At 67.1% G+C, this 18,694-nt stretch carries 17 protein-coding genes; 11 read left to right on the top strand and 6 right to left on the bottom strand.

Annotated elements, in window-relative coordinates:
• Window positions 1-29: 29 nt before the first annotated feature.
• Complete coding sequence (locus ACIGHN_RS16800) at window positions 30-815, bottom strand: IclR family transcriptional regulator (RefSeq protein ID WP_056165436.1); 786 nt, start codon at window positions 813-815, stop codon at window positions 30-32.
• Between the two features lie 196 nt (window positions 816-1,011).
• On the opposite strand from ACIGHN_RS16800, the gene ACIGHN_RS16795 reads away from it, so the two are divergent.
• The 7 genes from ACIGHN_RS16795 (at window position 1,012) to ACIGHN_RS16765 (ending at window position 6,865) form a co-directional block, all read left to right on the top strand.
• The gene (locus tag ACIGHN_RS16795; RefSeq protein WP_056419485.1) at window positions 1,012-2,013 is read left to right on the top strand and encodes a TRAP transporter substrate-binding protein; all 1,002 of its coding nucleotides are present in this window, start codon (window positions 1,012-1,014) and stop codon (window positions 2,011-2,013) included.
• A gap of 129 nt (window positions 2,014-2,142) precedes the next feature.
• Entirely contained in the window at window positions 2,143-2,592 is a 450-nt protein-coding gene (locus ACIGHN_RS16790) for a type II 3-dehydroquinate dehydratase (protein ID WP_056419487.1), read from the top strand.
• A gap of 30 nt (window positions 2,593-2,622) precedes the next feature.
• Window positions 2,623-3,201 (top strand): TRAP transporter small permease, encoded by a 579-nt coding sequence (locus tag ACIGHN_RS16785; protein ID WP_056165441.1) that lies wholly within the window; start codon window positions 2,623-2,625, stop codon window positions 3,199-3,201.
• Entirely contained in the window at window positions 3,198-4,478 is a 1,281-nt protein-coding gene (locus ACIGHN_RS16780; protein WP_056165444.1) for a TRAP transporter large permease, read from the top strand. Before ACIGHN_RS16785 ends, ACIGHN_RS16780 begins: the two co-directional genes overlap by 4 nt.
• A 211-nt stretch (window positions 4,479-4,689) precedes the next feature.
• Window positions 4,690-5,751, top strand: coding sequence for a GGDEF domain-containing protein (locus ACIGHN_RS16775; protein WP_396505249.1), 1,062 nt, complete (start codon window positions 4,690-4,692; stop codon window positions 5,749-5,751).
• Window positions 5,752-5,967: 216 nt separating this feature from the next.
• A complete protein-coding gene (locus ACIGHN_RS16770) occupies window positions 5,968-6,414 on the top strand; it encodes a hypothetical protein (protein WP_396505248.1) in 447 nt (148 codons plus the stop codon).
• An 88-nt stretch (window positions 6,415-6,502) separates the two neighbouring features.
• Window positions 6,503-6,865, top strand: a complete 363-nt coding sequence (locus ACIGHN_RS16765) for a hypothetical protein (protein ID WP_156370485.1) — start codon at window positions 6,503-6,505, stop codon at window positions 6,863-6,865.
• A gap of 84 nt (window positions 6,866-6,949) precedes the next feature.
• Here the strand turns inward: ACIGHN_RS16765 and ACIGHN_RS16760 are convergent, their stop codons facing one another.
• Complete coding sequence (locus ACIGHN_RS16760; RefSeq protein ID WP_396505247.1) at window positions 6,950-7,324, bottom strand: pentapeptide repeat-containing protein; 375 nt, start codon at window positions 7,322-7,324, stop codon at window positions 6,950-6,952.
• A gap of 211 nt (window positions 7,325-7,535) precedes the next feature.
• Between ACIGHN_RS16760 and ACIGHN_RS16755 the strand changes: the two genes are divergently transcribed.
• Complete coding sequence (locus ACIGHN_RS16755; protein WP_396505246.1) at window positions 7,536-8,759, top strand: multidrug effflux MFS transporter; 1,224 nt, start codon at window positions 7,536-7,538, stop codon at window positions 8,757-8,759.
• Between the two features lie 280 nt (window positions 8,760-9,039).
• Here the strand turns inward: ACIGHN_RS16755 and ACIGHN_RS16750 are convergent, their stop codons facing one another.
• The 3 genes from ACIGHN_RS16750 to ACIGHN_RS16740 all read right to left on the bottom strand — a co-directional run bounded on the left by ACIGHN_RS16750 (window position 9,040) and on the right by ACIGHN_RS16740 (window position 11,017).
• Entirely contained in the window at window positions 9,040-9,327 is a 288-nt protein-coding gene (locus ACIGHN_RS16750; RefSeq protein ID WP_396505245.1) for a hypothetical protein, read from the bottom strand.
• 98 nt (window positions 9,328-9,425) lie between these two features.
• Window positions 9,426-10,568, bottom strand: coding sequence for a DUF72 domain-containing protein (locus ACIGHN_RS16745; protein WP_396505244.1), 1,143 nt, complete (start codon window positions 10,566-10,568; stop codon window positions 9,426-9,428).
• Window positions 10,569-10,609: 41 nt separating this feature from the next.
• Complete coding sequence (locus tag ACIGHN_RS16740; RefSeq protein WP_056419505.1) at window positions 10,610-11,017, bottom strand: hypothetical protein; 408 nt, start codon at window positions 11,015-11,017, stop codon at window positions 10,610-10,612.
• Between the two features lie 168 nt (window positions 11,018-11,185).
• Here ACIGHN_RS16740 and ACIGHN_RS16735 point away from each other — a divergent pair, with 168 nt between their 5' ends.
• The 3 genes from ACIGHN_RS16735 to ACIGHN_RS16725 all read left to right on the top strand — a co-directional run bounded on the left by ACIGHN_RS16735 (window position 11,186) and on the right by ACIGHN_RS16725 (window position 15,837).
• A complete protein-coding gene (locus tag ACIGHN_RS16735) occupies window positions 11,186-13,555 on the top strand; it encodes a Tex family protein (RefSeq protein ID WP_396505243.1) in 2,370 nt (789 codons plus the stop codon).
• 60 nt (window positions 13,556-13,615) lie between these two features.
• A complete protein-coding gene (locus ACIGHN_RS16730; protein WP_396505242.1) occupies window positions 13,616-14,443 on the top strand; it encodes an HDOD domain-containing protein in 828 nt (275 codons plus the stop codon).
• A gap of 113 nt (window positions 14,444-14,556) precedes the next feature.
• Entirely contained in the window at window positions 14,557-15,837 is a 1,281-nt protein-coding gene (locus ACIGHN_RS16725; RefSeq protein WP_396505241.1) for a patatin-like phospholipase family protein, read from the top strand.
• Here the strand turns inward: ACIGHN_RS16725 and ACIGHN_RS16720 are convergent.
• Window positions 15,825-18,671: an EAL domain-containing protein gene (locus ACIGHN_RS16720; RefSeq protein WP_396505240.1), complete on the bottom strand. Its 2,847-nt coding sequence runs from the start codon at window positions 18,669-18,671 to the stop codon at window positions 15,825-15,827. The genes ACIGHN_RS16725 and ACIGHN_RS16720 overlap by 13 nt on opposite strands.
• Window positions 18,672-18,694 lie beyond the last annotated feature (23 nt).

Raw genomic sequence — 18,694 nt, 5'->3', positions numbered from 1 at the left:
GCTGCAGCTGCAGTTAGAGCCCCACGGACCTACCCGCGTTTCCTGAGCATCGCCGATCCGCTGCTGGCCATCGCCAGCTCTTCGGTGGTGGCCAGCAGGGCAGGGCCCAGGGCCAGCATGCGCTCCTCGGTCAGGCGCACCAGCGGCCCTGCAATGGTGACCACGCCGATCACCGCGCCGTTGTGGCTGCTGCGGATGGGCGCGGCCATGGCGGTCATGGCGGGCGCGAACACTTCCACGATCATGCTGAAGCCGCGCTGGCGCGCCGCCTTCAGGTAGGCCAGCAGGGCCTTCACGGTGGTGGGTGCGTTGGGGCCGTAGTCCTCGGGCTTGCCAAAGCCCTGCTGGGACACCAGCGCCAGCGCTTCCTCATCGCTCAGCGTGGACAGCCACGCGTGGCCGGCCGAGCTGCACGACAGGTTCACCGACAGGCCCATGTCCGGGTCGTAGCGCAGGCCGCGCACGGCCCCTTGCGCCTTGGCGACGAAGGTCAGCTCGCTGCCGTCCACCACGGCCAGGCGCACCAGCTCGCCCGATTCGGCCGCCAGCCGGTCCAGCAGCGGCTGGGCGATGTCCACGATGCCGCTGGCGCTCAGGAACCCCAGGCCCAGCGACACCAGCTTGATCGTCAGCATGTAGTTGCCCTGGTTGTGCTCCTGGCGCACATAGCCGCAGCGGACCAGCTCGGCCAGCAGCCGGTGCGTGGCGCTCAGCGGCATGTCCAGCTCGGACGCGAGGTTCGACAGCGCCTTGCCTTCGGGGTGGGGCGCGAGGTGTTCCAGGACTTTGAAGCTGCGCTCGAGGATGCTGCTCATGGGCAATGGCTTTCGAATGGGGACGGGCAGGCTGGGGGCGCTGTCACCGGTTGGGCAGCAATGTACCAAAATTTGTTAAAGGGTTTCTACTATGGAAACACTTTCCACTTTTTTCTACGATGCATCCCAAGCGCTGCGGCGGCGACATCGGTTGCGCCCTGGCAAGCCTTGCCCCTTTTTTTGATGGAGATGCCCCGTGAAGAAAACTGCCTGCCTTCTGGCCACCGCCGGCCTGTCCCTGTTGCTGGCCCTGCCGGCCGCGGCCCAGCAAGAGCGCGTGATCCGCTTCGGTCACCTGAACAATGCGGACCACCCGGTGAGCTTTGGCGTCAAGCGCTTTGCCGAGCTGCTGGCGGCCAAGAGCGGCGGCAAGCTCAAGGTGCAGGAATACCCCGCCTCGCAGCTGGGCAACGAGCTGCAGCAGCAGTCGGCCCTGCAGGGCGGCGTGCAGCAGATGTCGGCCCCGGCCACCACGTCGCTGGCCGGCATCGTCAAGGAATTCGGGCTGGTGGACTTTCCGTTCGCGGTGGCCAACTTCGCCCAGGCCGATGCGCTGCTGGACGGCCCGCTGGGCCAGACGCTGATCGCCAAGCTGCCCGAAAAAGGCCTGGTGGCCCTGGGCTACTGGGACCTGGGCTTTCGCAACGTGACCAACAGCAAGCGCCCCATCACCAAGGCCGATGATTTCGATGGCCTGAAGCTGCGCGTGATCCCCAACCCGGTGTTCCTCGACACGTTCAAGGCCTTCAAGGCCAACCCGGTGCCCATGCCGTTTGCCGAGCTGTACGGCGCGCTGGAGGCCAAGGCGGTGGACGGCCAGGAGAACCCCTATGCGGTGATCCTGTCGAACAAGATGTTCGAGGTGCAGAAGTACGTGAGCGCCACCAACCACGTGTATGCCGCCAACATCGTGCTGGTGAGCAAGAAGTTCTGGGACCAGCTCACCCCCGCCGAGCAAAAGATGATGCACGACGCCGCCAACGAGGCGCGCGGCTACCAGCGGCAGGTAAGCCGTGCCGCCGCGCAGAAGTCGGTAGGCGACCTGCAGGCCAAGGGCATGGCCTACAACGAGATCGCGCCGGCCGAGCTGGCCCGCATGCAGCAGATCGCCAAGCCCGTGATCGAGAAGTTCGCCGCCACCTACGACCCGGCCATCGTGAAGCTCTACAACAGCGAACTCGCCCGCATCCGCAAGTAAGAGCGCCTGGCAAAACTCTTCTGGCGTCGTTGCTGCGTCTTGTCGTGCTATTCGCACTGCCTGCGACGCAGCGCCTAGCCAGAACCGCTTCGCTGAGCTTTGTCAGCCGCTCTCAACCCTTAACACCCCATGAAAATCCTCGTCCTCCACGGCCCCAACCTCAACCTGTTCGGGCGCCGCGAACCCCACATCTACGGCACCACCACGCTGGCGCAGATCAACGAGCGGCTGCAAAAGCTCGCGGCCGAACTGCAGGTCGAACTCGCCATCGTGCAGTCCAACCACGAAGGCGCGCTCATCGACTTCCTGCACGACCACATCGACGCCGCGCAGGGCGCGCTGGTAAACCCCGCGGGCCTCACGCAGCACGGCGTGCCGCTGCACGACGCGATCAAGGCCATGCCGTTTCCGGTGATCGAAGTGCACATGTCCAACATCGCCGCCCGCGAGGCCTGGCGTGCGCATTCCATCATCTCGCCGGCCGTGAAGGCCACGGTGCAGGGCTTCGGTCCGCATTCGTACCTGGCGGCGCTGCGCTCGCTGGTGGAGAGCCTGCGCGAGGCTGCCCAGGCCGCCTGAGTACCCATCCTCCATCACAGGAAATACAACATGAATCGGTGGATGGATGGCGCCTGCCGCGGCCTGGAGGCGGTGATCGCCGCCATGCTCGCGTTGATGGTGGTGCTGGTGTTCGGCAACGTGGTGCTGCGTTACGGCTTCAACTCGGGCATCACCGTGTCGGAAGAGGTCTCGCGCTGGCTCTTCATCTGGATGACCTTCCTCGGGGCCATCGTCGCACTGCGCGAGCATGGCCACCTGGGGGTGGACATGGTGGTGCAGCGCTTGCCGGCCGTGGGCAAGAAGATCTGCCTGGCCCTGGGCCATGTCGTGATGCTCTACATCGTGTGGCTGCTGTTCCAGGGCAGCCTGGCGCAGGCGCGCATCAACTGGGACGTGACGGCGCCGACCACGGGCGCGTCCATGGCCATCGTCTACGCGGCGGGGCTGGTGTTTGCCGTGTGCGCGGCGCTGATCCTGGCGATTGATCTGTACCGGCTGCTCAGCGGCCAGATCGCCGATGAGGACCTGGTGATGGTGCAGGAGTCCGAAGAGGCCGTGCAGCTGCAGCAGATCCTGGGCTCGGCGGGCACCACCCATGCGTCCCCCGGCAAGGAGGGCGCGCGATGACCATCTTCGTCTTTGTCGGCGCGCTGCTGCTCGCCATGGCCATGGGCATCCCGATCGCGTTCTCGCTCTTGGCCAGCGGTGTGGCGCTGATGTGGCACCTGGATCTGTTCGACGCGCAGATCCTGGCGCAAAACCTGATCAGCGGGGCCGACAGCTTTCCGCTGCTGGCCGTGCCGTTCTTCATGCTGGCGGGGGAGATCATGAACGTGGGCGGCCTGTCGCGCCGCATCGTGGACTTTGCGCTGGCCCTGGTGGGCCATGTGAAGGGCGGCCTGGGCTACGTGACCATCATGGCCGGCTGCCTGCTGTCGGCCCTGTCGGGCTCGGCCGTGGCCGATGCGGCGGCGCTCACCGCGCTGCTGCTGCCCATGATGGTCAAGGCCGGGCACGACAAGTCGCGCGCAGGCGGTTTGATCGCGGCCACCGGCGTCATCGGCCCGGTGATCCCGCCGAGCATCGGCCTCGTGATCTTTGGCGTGGCGGCCAACGTGTCGATCTCCAAGCTGTTCCTCGCGGCCATCGTGCCGGGCATCCTGATCGGTGCGGCCCTGTGGCTGACGTGGGCCGTGCTGGTGCGCAGCGAGAAGATCGTGCCCCCGCCGCGCAAGTCCGCGGGCGAGATCCTCACGGCCCTGCGCAAGGCGCTGTGGGCGCTGATGCTGCCGGTGATCATCCTCGTGGGCCTGCGCATGGGCGTGTTCACGCCCACCGAGGCGGCCGTGGTGGCGGCGGTGTACGCGCTGTTCGTGTCGGCCGTCATCTACCGTGAGATCACCTGGCGCGACCTGTACGGCATCTTCGTGGCCGCGGCCAAGACCAGCGCCATCGTGATGTTCCTCATCGCCGCCGCCATGGTGAGCGCGTGGCTCATCACCGTGGCCGACCTGCCGTCCAAGGTGGTGGGGCTGCTGCAGCCCTTCATGGACAACAAGGTGCTGCTGATGGCGGCCATCATGGTGCTGGTGATGCTGGTGGGCACCGCCATGGACATGACGCCGACAATCCTCATCCTGACCCCTGTGCTGATGCCGGTGGTGACGGCCGCCGGCATCGACCCGGTCTACTTCGGCGTGATGTTCATCATCAACAACTCCATCGGCCTGGTCACGCCGCCCGTGGGCACGGTGCTGAACGTGGTGGCCGGGGTGGGCAAGATGTCGATGGACGACGTGACCCGCGGCGTGGTGCCCTTCATGATCGCGGAGTTCGCCATCATGTTCCTGATGGTGCTGTTCCCCTGGCTGGTGATGGGCCCTGCGCGGTGGTTCCATGGGTGACGAGCGCGGGCGCGGCTGGCGTGGCTCGCGCGGATGATCCGGCCCGCGGCAGTGCCGGTGCAGGGCCGGTGCAGGGCCGGCCGCAGGGCAAGCCGGGGTGGCTGCTGGGGCGCAGCGGGTGTTACATTCAATCGCACCTGTCGCCATGCCCGCGTGATGCGGTCGCTGGCGCCGCCCCATCACCACCCCCCCGACGACAAGGACCCCCTGCATGCCCCCGGACCGCGAGCGACTCACCCGCATGCTCTTCGATGAGTACATCGAGATGTATGCCGCACGCGATACCCGGCTGCTCGCGCGTTTCAGCGACAGCTTCAGCGGCTTTGCCGGCAGCAGCGACAAGCTGGTGAAAAGCCGGGCCGAGTGGGTCGAAGTGACGCAGCAGGACTTTGCCCAGGTGCCCACGCGCATCGGCATCGACATGGTGGACCTGTTCGTGCAGGACCTGGGCCCGGACCTGCTGGCGGCCACCGCGTTCTTTCACATCCACCTGCCGATCCCCGATGCGCTGTTCTCCCGCGAGACGGCCCGCAAAGTGGTGCTGTTCCGGCGCGAGCCCGCGGCGACCGCAGGGCAGGGCACCGAGGGCGACTGGAAGATCGCGCACGTGAGCGTCTCCATCCCTTACGGCAAGGCGCACGGCAGCGAGGTGTACCCCATCGACGACCTGCGCCAGCGCAACAGTGAGCTGCAGGCGCTGGTCGACGAGCGCACCGAGGCGCTGGCGCAGGCCAACCACCAGCTGGAGCTGCTGAGCAATACCGACGGCCTCACGGGCATCGCCAACCGCCGCCACTTCGACGAGGCCCTGGCGCGCGAATGGGCCCGGGCCCAGCGGGCCCGCACGCCGCTGGCGCTCATCATGCTGGACGTGGACGTGTTCAAGCACTTCAACGACCACTACGGCCACCTGGCGGGCGATGCCTGCCTAAAAGCACTGGCCCTCACCCTGGTACAGACAGGCGCCCGCCGCGAAGGCGAGCTGGCCGCGCGGTTTGGCGGCGAGGAGTTCGTGGTGCTGCTGCCCGGCTCGGACCTGCAGGCCGCCGCCGACGTGGCGCGCCGCATCCAGGAGGCCATCGTGCAACTGGCGCTGCCGCACGAGGGCGCGCCGCACGGCATCGTGACCGTGAGCTTCGGCGTGGCCAGCCTGCAGCCGCAGCGCGAGCAGTTGCCCGAAGAGCTGGTGCGCCAGGCCGATAGGGCGCTGTACCGTGCGAAGCAGGGCGGGCGGCACAGGATTGAGCTGGCGCAGGTGGTGGGGGAGGGGTAGGGGAGGGGCGAGGTTGATCTTTAGGGGAAGTTGTCAGCAGTCGGACTTACGCGCATAGGTTTGCGGTAATCAGTTTTCTTTGCACGCCTCCGCATATTCGTTTACTAGGTTTCGTGTCATCCCTCTTTCGGTTTTATAAGATCCAGCTCCTCGTTACAAGTTGCGGTGTCTACCGTCGTGGGATAGCAGGAATCGGCCACAAGCAGGCATACGGCAATGCAAGAGTTTCCATTCATACGCACCCCCGACATCTTCGTTTTGACCGTAGATGTGGATACGCCTGGACTGTTGCGAAGCTTCTTTCGAACTGAATGGGGCGAATCGAACGAGGAACTTTGCTTCTTTGATGGCATGTTGCTGGGCCTCGTGGAGCCGCCATCCAACGCAAGCAAGTTGCAACTTTCGTTGGTTCCCCGATTGGACCCGCATCGCACATATCCATGGCCGACCGCGAGTGATTTTGCAGATGCGCTATCTGCGATTTGCGACGCAGCTCGAAGCCGGAACATTTGGTGCGAAGTCGATGCCGACCAGTATCCGGTGACCTTGATTTCCGACCCGGTGCTAGTTGCCGAGCAACTGAAACAGGTGCTGGCCTTCTGTAGAGGTCAGTCCGAAGTTTGCCCCTCGTTTTCCACAGGAGGCGCCTTCCCATTTTCGTGAGGCGAAGTCGGCTTCGGGCCCGCTAGCGTCCTTCGCTGTGGGGCTGAATTCCGCCAGGAGCAGACATCTTTGGAGGCGACGGTTAAGCATGAAAACAGACAACACAGAAGGACCGGAACGGGGGATGCTCCTGTCCCATCCGGAGTGGGCTGGCCTTGAGCATTTACCGGCACGAGAATTTCTGCAAGCAGTGAAGGCGCGAGATTTAGAAGTGGCTGAGATGCGCGAGATTGCTCGGCTTGCGACTAGAAAAGCGTTGGAGGATTACCAACCTATTGCGCCCGAGGTACCGCTGGACTTGACTGTCCAGATTGAGGGTGGCGAGTATGTTTTCCAACTGTTCGGGTTGACAGAATCGTGTCCACCGGTCGTGTTCGCCACAGCTCGGGTCAATCCCAGAAACCGGTCAGTGGCGGTCAAAGTGTCAGGCTTGGCTCTACGCTCTGACTAGCTTTCAAAGGACCGCTTTGGGCCCAAAGCAGCCGGGCGTTGTCTCCTAAATCAGTCGTTCAGAATTGCGAAACGCCCTTGCTTCTCAAGGAAACTGGTCGGCTGGCCCCAGCGTAATGCCGTAGAACGTCGCACCAACAAAGTTCGTTCCGACTAGCACAGCACCATCCAAGCCTATGGACTCGATAGCCGCATCTCCGAAAGTCGCGTTGGTCAGATCGGCTCCAGTGAACGTCGCGCACTTGACGTTGCAGTTTCTAAAGCTGGTCCCGCGAAGGCTTGCGCCAGTGAAGTCTGCACTGTGAAACCAGGAATGCGGCCCGAAGCTTGCCCCATCAAGGGTAACGCGAGAAAGATTGGCCTCAGACAAATCTACGTTCGGGAAATGCCGTTCACCCAGCGCGTATCGCTGCATCAGTTCTTGAAGCGTTGACGGAGGGGTGTAGTTGTCTGTAGTCATCACTGAAGGCAGCTTCTGGCCGATATGCGAAGTCTAGCCGCCTGCTGCGACGTACCGCGTACAAATCCGACGCCGGAGTGTCCACCAAACAATGGCGTTTCGCATAACGCCCAATCGCGGCCTGAGCAAGCGGCACGCCTGCGTTCCCTCAAGCGAAGGACATTCCGGGTTTTCCCGCACCCGCGCACCAAACTGGTGACAATGGCCGGCTATGCAAACGACCCGTTTCTTCAAGATGGCCCTCATCCTGGGCCTGCTCTCGGCCATTGGCCCCTTTGCCATCGACATGTACCTGCCGGCGCTGCCCGAGATCGGCGCCAGCCTGGGGGCGGAAGTCTCTGCGGTGCAATGGAGCCTAACAGCCTTCTTCGTCTCGCTGGGTGTGGGCCAGTTGTTCTATGGCCCGATCTCGGACATGGTGGGGCGCAAGCCGCCGCTGTATGCCGGGCTGCTGCTCTTTACCCTGGCCAGCGTGGGCTGCGCGCTGGCGACCGACATCGAGACGCTGGTGGCCCTGCGCTTCGTGCAGGGGCTGGGCGCTGCGGCGGGCATGGCGATACCGCGGGCCGTGGTGCGCGATCTGCACACCGGCACGGAGGCCGCGCGGCTGATGTCGCTGCTGATGCTGGTGTTCAGCATTTCGCCATTGCTCGCGCCCCTGGCCGGCAGCGGCGTGATCGCCGTGACGGGCTGGCGCGGCGTGTTCTGGGCGGTGGCCGTGGCGGCGGTGGCCGGGCTGGTGCTGGTGTCGCAGGGCCTGCAGGAGACGCGCCCCGCGGCCGACCGGCTGGAGAGCAGCCTGGGCAGCGCGCTGGCGGGCTACGCGCTGCTGCTGCGCGACTGGCACTACCTGGGGCTGGTGTTCATCGGCGGGTGTTCGATGGCGGGGTTCTTCGTGTACCTGGCGGGCTCGCCGTTTGTGCTGATCAACCACTATGGCCTCACGCCGGTGCAGTACAGCCTGGCGTTCTCGGTCAACGCGGCGGCGTTCTTTGCGGCGGCGCAGTTCAATGCACAGCTGGGGCGGCGTTTTGGTTTGGTGAACACGGTCAAGGCGGCCGTCACCGGGGCGGGTGTGATCATGGTGGCCCTGCTGGCCTATTACCTGGCCGGGGGCGACCAGCTGGCCGTGCTGCTGGGGCTGTACTTCTTCGCCAGCGCGCTCATGGGGCTGGTGATCCCGACCACCTCGGTGCTGGCGCTGGAGGAGCATGGCGCCATCGCCGGCACCGCGTCGGCCCTGTTGGGCACGCTGCAGATGCTGATCGGCGCCGTGGCCATGGGCGTGGTCGGATTGTTCGCCACCGGTAAACCGCTGCCGATGGTGGTGGGCATGGCCAGTGGTGCCCTGATGGGCCTGGTGCTCACGTGGGTCACGCTGGGCCGCAGCCGGCCCGTGCAAGCGCAAGCACACGCGCAGAACCAAGCGTCTTGATCGTCAAGGACTCGAAGACATTCTGAATATCTGACGCTATCAAAAATATAGCTGATAGCGCTTATCCAGAGCGCGGTAGAGCCGTTTTTTCCCCTGAATCTGCACGCCCTGTGCCGTATGTGGCTCTGCCTACGGCGTGGATCAGCACCAGCCCTGCGCGCACAGCTCGCACGCCCGCTAATCCGTGGTGCCCCGGCAGGACAGCGGCACGTCGATGTCGCACCAGGCGAGGTCAGTGCGATTCAGTCCGTCCGGCCCCTTTCCATGGCGGTGCAGCGGCTCAGCTGCGGGCGCGGTCGCGCAGCGCGCGGGCCACTGTGGCAAGGCCTGTACCCGGAGAACTGGCGCGTGCCAGTTTGCCGACCACGCCGTCTCGGCCCGACGCGGCACGGGCGATCAATGCGCTGCCCACGGCCCGGCCGACCATGCGGCCGAGAAAGCCGCGGCTTTTGCCGGCGGTGCGCATGACCAGCAGGCCTGCGCCCAGCACCAGCCAGCGTTCTGCCGGAAAGCCCGGGCGGGCCTCCTCCCTGGTGCGGACTTCGTTGATCTTCTGGCGGATGCCCATGTGTGATTCCCCTTGGCTTGGATGTGATGGGCTCCATCGTTGCCGGGGTGGGTGCCGCGCGTTGTCAGCCTGCGGTTTTGCTGGCGGTGATCCGTGTCCTACGCCGCGGTGCCGGCGGGCGCTTGCAACGCTGGCGCATCAGGCGTGGCATGTCCGCGGGCCGCAGCCACTGCGCGGGCCAGCCCCAGTACCGTGTGCGGGGCCGAGCCTTCGGCGTGGTTGCTGATGGTGACGAACGCGTTCTGACCGCGCCCGGTCATGCCCGCAATCACCGCGGCCAGTTCGGTGCGGGTTTCCTCGTCGGGGTGGTGCAGGCGGTCGTAGGGCTGGTACAGCTTTTCGGCGTCGTCGTAGCCGTACGGGCCGTGCACCGGGTGCAGGTTCCAGCGGCACACCAGCGGGCCGGGCCACAGCGCGCGCAGCACCGGCAACTGGTCCTTCAGGGCCGGCATCTTGGCGTGCAGGCCCAGGCAGTAGGTGGCGCCGGCCTCGCGCAGCACGGCGGCGAAGGCGGGGGTCAGCCATTCGGGGTCGCGCACCTCCACCGCGATCACGCCGTCGGGTGCCAGCGGGGCCAGTGCGGGCTGCGCGAGCAGCATGGCGCGCAGGCGCTCCAGCAGCAGCGGCAGTCGGTCGAGCTGCGCCAGCGGCAGCGGGCTGAGCTGGAACACCAGCACCCCGAGCTGGTGCCCTAGGCCCTGCAGTGCGGGCTCCACGAATTCGCTGCGGGCCAGGTCGGGGCTCAGGAAAGCGGGGTTGGGCTCGCGGCCCCTGCCATCCTCGGCGCGCACCAGTGCGTCGGTGACCAGGCTGGGCGCCTTCACCACGAAGCGGAAGTCGTCGGGCACCTGCGATGCGTAGCGCTCGTACTGGCTCACCGTGAGCGGCCGGTAGAAGCTGCGGTCGATGCTCACGGTGCGCAGCAACGGGTGCTGGGCATACACCGGCAGGCCTTGTTTGGACAGCATGGACTCGGAATGCTCGCCCTCCCACACCAGGCCTTTCCAGCCGGGGTAGGTCCACGACGAAGTGCCCATGCGCAGTTGCGGGGGCAAGGCGGCCGCCAGCGCACGCAGGTCGTCGTGCCCCGGGGCAGGGTGCACGCCGGTGCGGCGTGTTCGGGAGGGTGGTGCCGGGTCGGTGCCAAACCCGTCCGTGGGAGTGTCCGGCTCGGGCGGCTGCTTGCGGGGGGCGGGCGAGGGCGGCGGTGTGGGCGGGCCGCCGAACAGGTCGTCTTGCATTCAGGCGGGCAGGGCAGGACGTTGGCTCATGGGGGGCAGGCTCACAGGCCTCCGAACAGCCCGCTTTCATCGAGCAGCTCGTAGGTGATCTCGGGGCGCTGGTCCAGGCTCTTCTTGATGGCAGCGGGGATGGCCTGGCGCGTCTTGCGGCACAGGCCGGGCTGGTCCAGCACCAGGATGGCGATGCCGCGCAGCGTGCGCACCTCGTTCGGGCCGGGGGTGATGGACAGGCGCACGCCGAGTTGCTGCTCCATGCGTGCCTGCATGCGACGCAGGTCGTCAAGGCTGGTCAGGTTTTCCAACCGCTCGAGCAGTTTCTTTTCTTCGGTGCGTGTCAGGCGAAGAATGCGCACGTCGCCGCCGGGCGCCTCGATCAATGCGTCCCGCCCGCACACGCAGGTGCCGGGCGGGCATTCGGTGCGGATGGGGAAGGGGATGGGGTCGTTCATGGCAGCCTGCGCATTCTAGGGACCTCTGCAGGACCACCACGCCGTGGGGTCGGGTGGGGGCCAAAGCGCCTGTGGCAAACTCCCGCGCTTCGCGTTTTGTTTGTTTCAGAACCGGCTGCGCCCCGCAGGGCAAAGGCCGGTTCGCCGTCAGAGAGAGTTCGCCCACACATGCAGCAGATCATCCGGCAGTTGGCCGCAGAAATCAGGGTCAGTGAACAACAGGTGCGTACAGCCGTCGAGCTGCTGGACGGTGGGGCCACCGTGCCTTTCATCGCACGCTACCGCAAGGAAGTGACCGGCGGCCTGGACGACATCCAACTGCGTGAGATCGAAGCGCGCCTGTCGTACCTGCGCGAGCTGGAAGACCGCCGCGCCGCGGTGCTCAAGAGCATCGACGAGCAGGGCAAGCTGACCGATGCGCTGCGCGCTGCCATCGCCGCCGCGCCCACCAAGCAAGAGCTGGAAGACATCTACCTGCCCTTCAAGCAAAAGCGCCGCACCAAGGGCCAGATCGCCCGCGAGTTCGGCATCGAGCCGCTGGCCGACAAGCTGTTTGCCGACCCCACGCTCGACCCCGCCACGGAAGCAGCGGCCTTCACCAAGCCGCCCGAGGTGCTGGACGACGGCAAGCCCGGCGCCGACTTCTCCACCGTGCCCGCCGTGCTCGACGGTGTGCGCGACATCCTGTCCGAGCGCTGGGCCGAAGACGCCGTGCTGGTGCAGGGCCTGCGCGAATGGCTGTGGGCTGAGGGCCTGCTGCGCAGCAAGAAGGTCGATGGCAAGAACGAGAACGACCCTGAGGTCTCCAAGTTCCGCGACTACTTCGAGTACGACGAACCCATCGGCCGCGTGCCGTCCCACCGCGCACTGGCGGTGTTCCGCGGACGGGGGCTGGAGATTCTGGAAGCCAAGCTGGTGCTGCCCGTAGAGCCAGAGCCCGGCAAGCCCAGCCTGGCCGAAGGCAAGATCGCCCTGCACCTGGGCTGGAGCCATGCAGGCCGGCCCGCCGACGACCTGATCCGCAAGAGCGTGGCCTGGACCTGGCGCGTGAAGCTGTCGCTGTCGACGGAGCGCGACCTGTTCGCCCGCCTGCGCGACGACGCCGAGAAGGTCGCCATCAAGGTGTTTGCCGACAACCTGCGCGACCTGTTGCTGGCCGCACCTGCCGGCCCGCGCGTGGTGATGGGGCTGGACCCGGGCATCCGCACCGGCGTGAAGGTGGCTGTGGTGGACGACACCGGCAAGCTGGTGGAGACCGCCACGGTGTACCCGCACGAGCCCAAGCGCGACTGGGACGGCTCGCTGTTCACCCTGGCCAAGCTGGCTGAAAAACACGGCGTGAACCTGATCGCGATCGGCAACGGCACGGCCAGCCGCGAGACCGACAAGCTGGCTGCCGACCTGATCAAGATGGCGGCCAAGGCCGAGCGCGCCATCGAGAAGGTGGTGGTGAGCGAGGCCGGTGCGTCCGTCTATTCCGCCAGCGAATACGCCTCGCAGGAGATGCCCGATGTGGACGTGAGCCTGCGCGGCGCGGCCTCCATCGCCCGGCGCCTGCAGGACCCGCTGGCCGAGCTGGTCAAGATCGACCCCAAGAGCATCGGCGTGGGCCAGTACCAGCACGACGTGAACCAGAGCGAGCTGGCCCGCACCCTGAGCACCGTGGTGGAGGACTGCGTGAACTCGGTGGGCGTGGACCTGAACACGGCCAGCGTGCCGTTGCTCAGCCGCGTGTCGGGCCTGTCGGGCAGCGTGGCCAAGGCCGTGGTGCGTTGGCGCGAGGCCAACGGCGCGTTCAAGAGCCGCAAGCAGCTCATGGACGTGGCGGGCCTGGGTGCCAAGACCTTCGAGCAGAGCGCAGGCTTCCTGCGCATCCGCGGTGGGGACAACCCGCTCGACATGACCGGCGTGCACCCCGAGACCTACCCCGTGGTCGAGCAGATCATGGAGAAGACCGGCAAGCCCGTGGCCGAGATCATGGGCCGCGCCGACATGCTCAAGACGCTGAAGCCCGAGCTGTTCGCCAACGACAGGTTCGGCGTCATCACCGTCAAGGACATCCTGGGCGAGCTGGAAAAGCCCGGCCGCGACCCGCGCCCGGACTTCAAGGTCGCGCGCTTCAACGACGGCGTCGAGGACATCAAGGACCTCAAGGAAGGCATGGTCCTGGAAGGCACCGTGAGCAACGTGGCCCAGTTCGGCGCCTTCATCGACCTGGGCGTGCACCAGGACGGCCTGGTGCACGTGAGCCAGCTGGCGCACAAGTTCGTGAACGACGCGCGCGAAGTGGTCAAGACCGGCGACATCGTCAAGGTCAAGGTGATGGAGGTGGACGTGGAGCGCAAGCGCATCGGCCTGTCGATGAAGCTCGACGCCGCACCGCCGCGCCAGAGCGGCGACCGCGGCGCGCCGCGCGACAACCGCTTCGAGGGCGCGGGCCGGGGCTATGCCCAGCCGCAGCGCCGGGCCAACGAACCCGCGCAGCAGTCGGCCATGGCGTCGGCGTTCGCCAAGTTGCAACAGGCCAAGAATCGTTAGGTGCCGGGCGGGGAGGGCGGGCCATAATCGGCCCAACCAAACCCTTCGGTGCCCTACCCCATGGAGTTGAACGCACTGCTGGCCCAACCAGTGGCATTGCCCAGCCTGCCGCGCGCCGTGGCGCTGCTGATGAACGAGCTGGCGCACGACGAGCCCAGCCTGCGGCGCCTGAGCCAGCTTTTCGGCACCGACCCCACGCTGGCGGCACGGCTGCTGGAGCTGGCCAACTCGCCCACCTTTCAGCTGCCGCGCCAGATCGCCGGCATCCCGGAAGCGCTGGCGCTGCTGGGCACCGGGCAGGTGCGCGCACTGGTGTCGTCGGCCACGCTGGGCACGACGTCCCGCTCGGTGCCGGGTGTGAACATGCAGCAGTTCTGGCGCTACAGCCTGAACACCGCCAAGCTCGCGCGGTCGCTCGCAGGCATCGTGCACCAGAACCAGATTGCCGCCTTCACGGCCGGCCTGCTGCATGCGCTGGGCGAGCTGGTGATCCACCTGGCCGACCCGGACAAGGCGCAGTCCGTCAACACCCTGGTCGCGCCGTTCGACCTGCGGCGCGGCAAGATCGAGCACCGCATCTTCGGCTACAGCTACGGCCACGTCACCGCGGCCCTGGCCCGCCGGTGGCAGCTGCCCGAAACGGTGGTGGACGCCCTGCAGCACCAGGGCGCACCTTTCGACAACAACGTCTACGAGCCGCTGGCCGGCGTCATCCACCTGGCCTCCTGGCGCGCCCGCGCCCGCGAGGCCGAGCTGGATGACCGGGAGCTGGCGGTGTCGTTCCCCGGCGAGGTGGGCCTGACGCTGGGGCTCGACATCGACATGGTGCTGCAGCAGGACCCGATCGACTGGACGGTGAAGCCCGAGGCGGCCGACTACGTGGTGTGACCTGGCCGCCAAGCCCGGGGTGCGGCGTATCGCCCGCAGCGGGTGATGCGCAGGGCCGTGGCGGATGACAGCGCGACAGGCGCAAGCGCCGGGCTTTGCGACAATCCCCGCCCATGAAAGCCCTGCGCATCCATGCCGGCCCCCGTGCCCGCGAACACCTTGAACAACACGGCCTGCAGCCCGCCGATGTGGGCGTGATCCCCGGCGCAGCGGGTGGCCCCAAGGGGCTCATCCTGGGGCCGCTCGACCGGTTCATCTTCGGCCAGTGGCTGCCGCAATCCACCCAGCCGGTGCACCTGGTCGGCGCCTCCATCGGCGCGTGGCGCATGGCCACGGCCTGCCTGCAGGATTCGGTGGCGGGCTTCGAGCGGCTGGAGCACGACTACATCCACCAGAACTACGACCTGCCGCCCGGCAAGAAGCGGCCCACGGCAGCGCATGTGAGCGAGCGGTTCGGCCAGAACCTTGATGCGTTCTACGGCGGCCGGGTGGACGAGGTGCTCAACCACCCGCGCTACCGGCTGCACATCGTCACCTCGCGCGGGCGCCACATGCTGCGGCGTGAGCACGGCCTGGCCACGCCGCTGGGCTATCTGGGCGCTTTCCTGACCAACACCGTGCACCGCAAGGCCCTGGGCGCCTGGCTGGAGCGGGTGGTGTTTTCATCGCCCGATGCCGTGGGCACGGGGGCCGACGCTGCCACCCTGGCATGCGCTGCGCTGCCCTTTGCCACGTCGGACTACCGCACGCGGCAGGTGCTGCTCGATGCCGGCAACTTCATGCAGGCGCTGCAGGCGAGCTGCTCCATCCCCTTCGTGCTGCAGGCGGTGCACAACATTCCGGGCGCTCCGCGGGGAGCGTACTGGGATGGCGGCATCACCGACTACCACCTGCACCTGGCGTACGGCAAGCCATCGCAGACTTCTAAACCGACACCGACACCCACATCGGCACCGATGCCGGCGCAAGCGCAGTCACGGACACCGGACACGATGTTGGATGGTGCTATTGATTTTATAGCTGGTAGCGCAAGCGGAGAGAGCGGTGGCAGCCAAAATCAACACAAATACCCTTCGCGCCCATCGCCCGGGCTGGTGCTGTACCCGCATTTCCAGCACAGCGTGGTGCCGGGCTGGCTGGACAAAGGCCTCAAGTGGCGCCACCGCTCCACCGCCGCCCTGGACAACATGGTGGTGCTGTCACCCAGCCCGGACTGGGTGCGCACCCTGCCCCATGCCAAGCTGCCGGACCGCAACGACTTCACCCACTACGGCACGGACAGCGCTGCACGCGCGAAAGCCTGGCTCACGGCCACGCGGGCCAGCCAGCAGCTGGTGGACGAGTGGGCCGCCTGGCTGGAGCGGCCGGACATGGGCCTGGTTCAGCGCCTGTGATCGGAAGGGGCTGCCGCAGCGCGGCGCGCGGCCTCCTGCACGGCCTTGGCGGCGTGGCGCGTGGTGTGACCGCGCGCCCAGCTGAGCACCTCGTGCGCCGGCATGGGCCGTGCAATGCCGAAGCCCTGGGCACGCTCGCAGCCCAGCTCCAGCAGCCGGGCCGCCTGCTCGGCGGTCTCCACACCTTCAGCCACCGCATGGCGCTGGAAGGCCGCCGCCAGCGCGACGATGGCGCACACCAGCGTGAGGTCGTCCTCGTCGTCGAGGATGCCGCGCACGAACGACTGGTCGATCTTGATCGTCTCGGCCGGCAGGCTTTTCAGGTACGACAGCGATGAGAACCCGGTGCCGAAGTCGTCCAGCGCAAAGCGCACGCCGAGCGCCTGGCAGCTTTGCATCATGTGGCGCATGTACTGCATGTCTTCCAGCGCGGCGGATTCGAGGATCTCCAGCTCCAGCCGGGTGGGCGACACCTCCGGGCAGGTGTGCAGGATGTCTTTCAGGCGCTCGACGAAGTTGGGCCGGTGGAAGTGCCGTGCGGAGATGTTCACGCTGACCTCCCAGAGCATGCCGGCATCGGTCCAGTGGCGCATCTGGGTCAGTGCCTGGCGCAGCACCCATTCGCCCAGCTCCACCTCCAGCTCCGCGTCCTCGATGAGTGGCAGCACATGCTGCGGGCCCAGCAGGCCTTGCTCGGGGTGCTGCCAGCGCAGCAGGGCCTCCAGGCCCAGGATCTCGCCGGTGCGCAGGTGGACCTTGGGCTGGTAGTGCAGCACCAGTTCACCCGCGTGCAGCGCCCGGGCCACGCGGGTCTGGCGGGTGTGCTGGGTCTGCACGGCATGGTCGAGCTGCACGTCGAACACGTGCATCTGGTTGCGCCCGAAACTCTTGGCCTGGCACATCGCCTGGTCGGCATGGCGCAGCAGGGTGTCGGGGTTGGCGTCGTCCTGCGGGAAAACCGCCACGCCCACGCTCACGGTGGTGGTGATCACGCGGTCGTCGATGGCGTAGGGCGCTGCCAGCTGCTGCATCAGCACGCGCACGCGGGATTCGACCGCCGGCACGTCGGCCTGCTCGCCCAGCAGCAGCACGAACTCGTCGCCACCCATGCGCGCCACCGCATCCTGCGGCGTGATGAAGGCGCCCAGGCGCCGGGCGGTTTCTTTCAGAAGGCGGTCGCCCACGCGGTTGCCGTGGGCGTCGTTCACGGCCTGGAAGTGGTCCAGGTCGAGCATGCACACGGCCAGCAGCAGGCCCTTTTGCCGGGCCACGAAGATCGCGTGGGTCAGCCGCTCGGCCAGCGCGGCGCGGTTGTACAGGCCCGTGAGCGCGTCGTGCCGCGCGTGCCAGGAGATCTGGTGGCGCAGGTTGCGGGTTTCGGTCACGTCGCGGAACACCAGCACGCAGCCCACGGCCATGCCGTCGCCCTTGCGGATGGCCGAGGCGGTGTATTCGATGGCGTAGCGCTCGCCGGAGCGGTGGATCAGCAATTCGTGCGTGGCCTGCTGCAGCGCGCCGGGCACGGTGTCGCGCTCCGCGGCCGCGTTGGCATTGCGGCTGGCCGGGTCCTCGTACAGGCGGAACACGGTGTCGAGCTGCCGGCCCGTGGCCTGGTCGGCGTTGAAGCCGGTCATGAGCTGCGCGGCCTCGTTGATGGTCTCGATGCAGCCCGCCAGGTCGGTGGTGATCACGCCGTCCCCGATGGACGCGAGGGTGACCTCGGCACGCTCTTTTTCGGCCCGCAGGGCCTCTTGCGCGCGCTTGCGCTCGGTCACATCCACCAGCGTGCCGATGGTGCCCGCCAGCTCGCCGCTGGTGGTGGTGAACGGCGCCTCGTAGTAGGCCATGTCCCGCGGCGGGTGGTGGTTGGCCGGGCGGATGCGGATCTCGTTGTCCTGCGCCATCGCGATCTGGGCCGAGCGCTCGGGCGAGAGCTCCGGCGGGTAGAAGGTGCTGGGCGGCGCGGGGTGCGCCAGGTCCGCCCGGGGCTGGAAGAGCCGCTGCCAGGCGCGGTTCACATCCAGGTAGGCGCCCTTGGGGTCGCGCACGAACACCGGCAGGGGCAGGGCGTCGATGAGCTGGCGCGTGAAGTGCAGCTGCTCGCTTTGCAGGTGCTGGGTTTCGCGCAGCGACAGCACCAGCGACTGCACCTTGCCCGCCATGTCGTTGAAGGTGGCGGCCATGGCGCGCGACTCGAGCGTGCCGGTCACGTCCATGCGGGTGTCCAGACGGCCTTGGCGAAACGCGTCGGTGGCCTCGGCCAGGCGGCGCAGCATGCGTGCGTTGGCGCGCAGCAGCAGCGTCAGCAGAAAGAAGATGGTGAAGATGTTCAGCGCCGAGATGCGCAGCTGCACCAGGACCGTTTTCCAGATCTGGCCCACCAGCGGCTCGGTGTGCAGCGACACCGTCAGGCGCCCGGGTTGTCCCGTCAGGGTGTTCTGCCCGAACTGCTGCACCAGCGGCCCGATGTCGATCCAGCGGGCGAACCATTCAGGCGCGAGGGGGACGGGGCGGGCGCTGGCCACCTGCACCGCCGGCTGGCTGCCCACGCTCCATTGCAGGGATTGCACGGCCGCCGCAGTCGCCAGGCCTTCCCTGAGCACGATGGCCGCGCCCTCCGCGTCGCCCGGCGGCAGCGCGGACAGGGCGGGCAGCAGCGAGTCGCCCATGCGGCGCAGCTCGCTGGTGGCGTGGCGGCTGGCCTCGGCCGTCTCCGTGGACAGCAGGTAGTGGTAGCGCACGGCGGTGACCACCAGGATGATCAGCACGATGGGCACGTACAGGCGGGGGTACGTGCCCCGCCAGAGCCAGTTGCTGAGTTTTCCGGTGCGCATCGTGTGTGGCCTTCCCCAAAACC

The sequence above is a fragment of the Acidovorax sp. NPDC077693 genome, from assembly GCF_044542805.1.
In the GTDB taxonomy this organism is placed as follows: Bacteria; Pseudomonadota; Gammaproteobacteria; order Burkholderiales; family Burkholderiaceae_C; genus Acidovorax.
The sequence above is the reverse complement of the archived record's forward strand: the minus strand, read 5'-3'. Positions and strand labels throughout refer to the sequence as shown.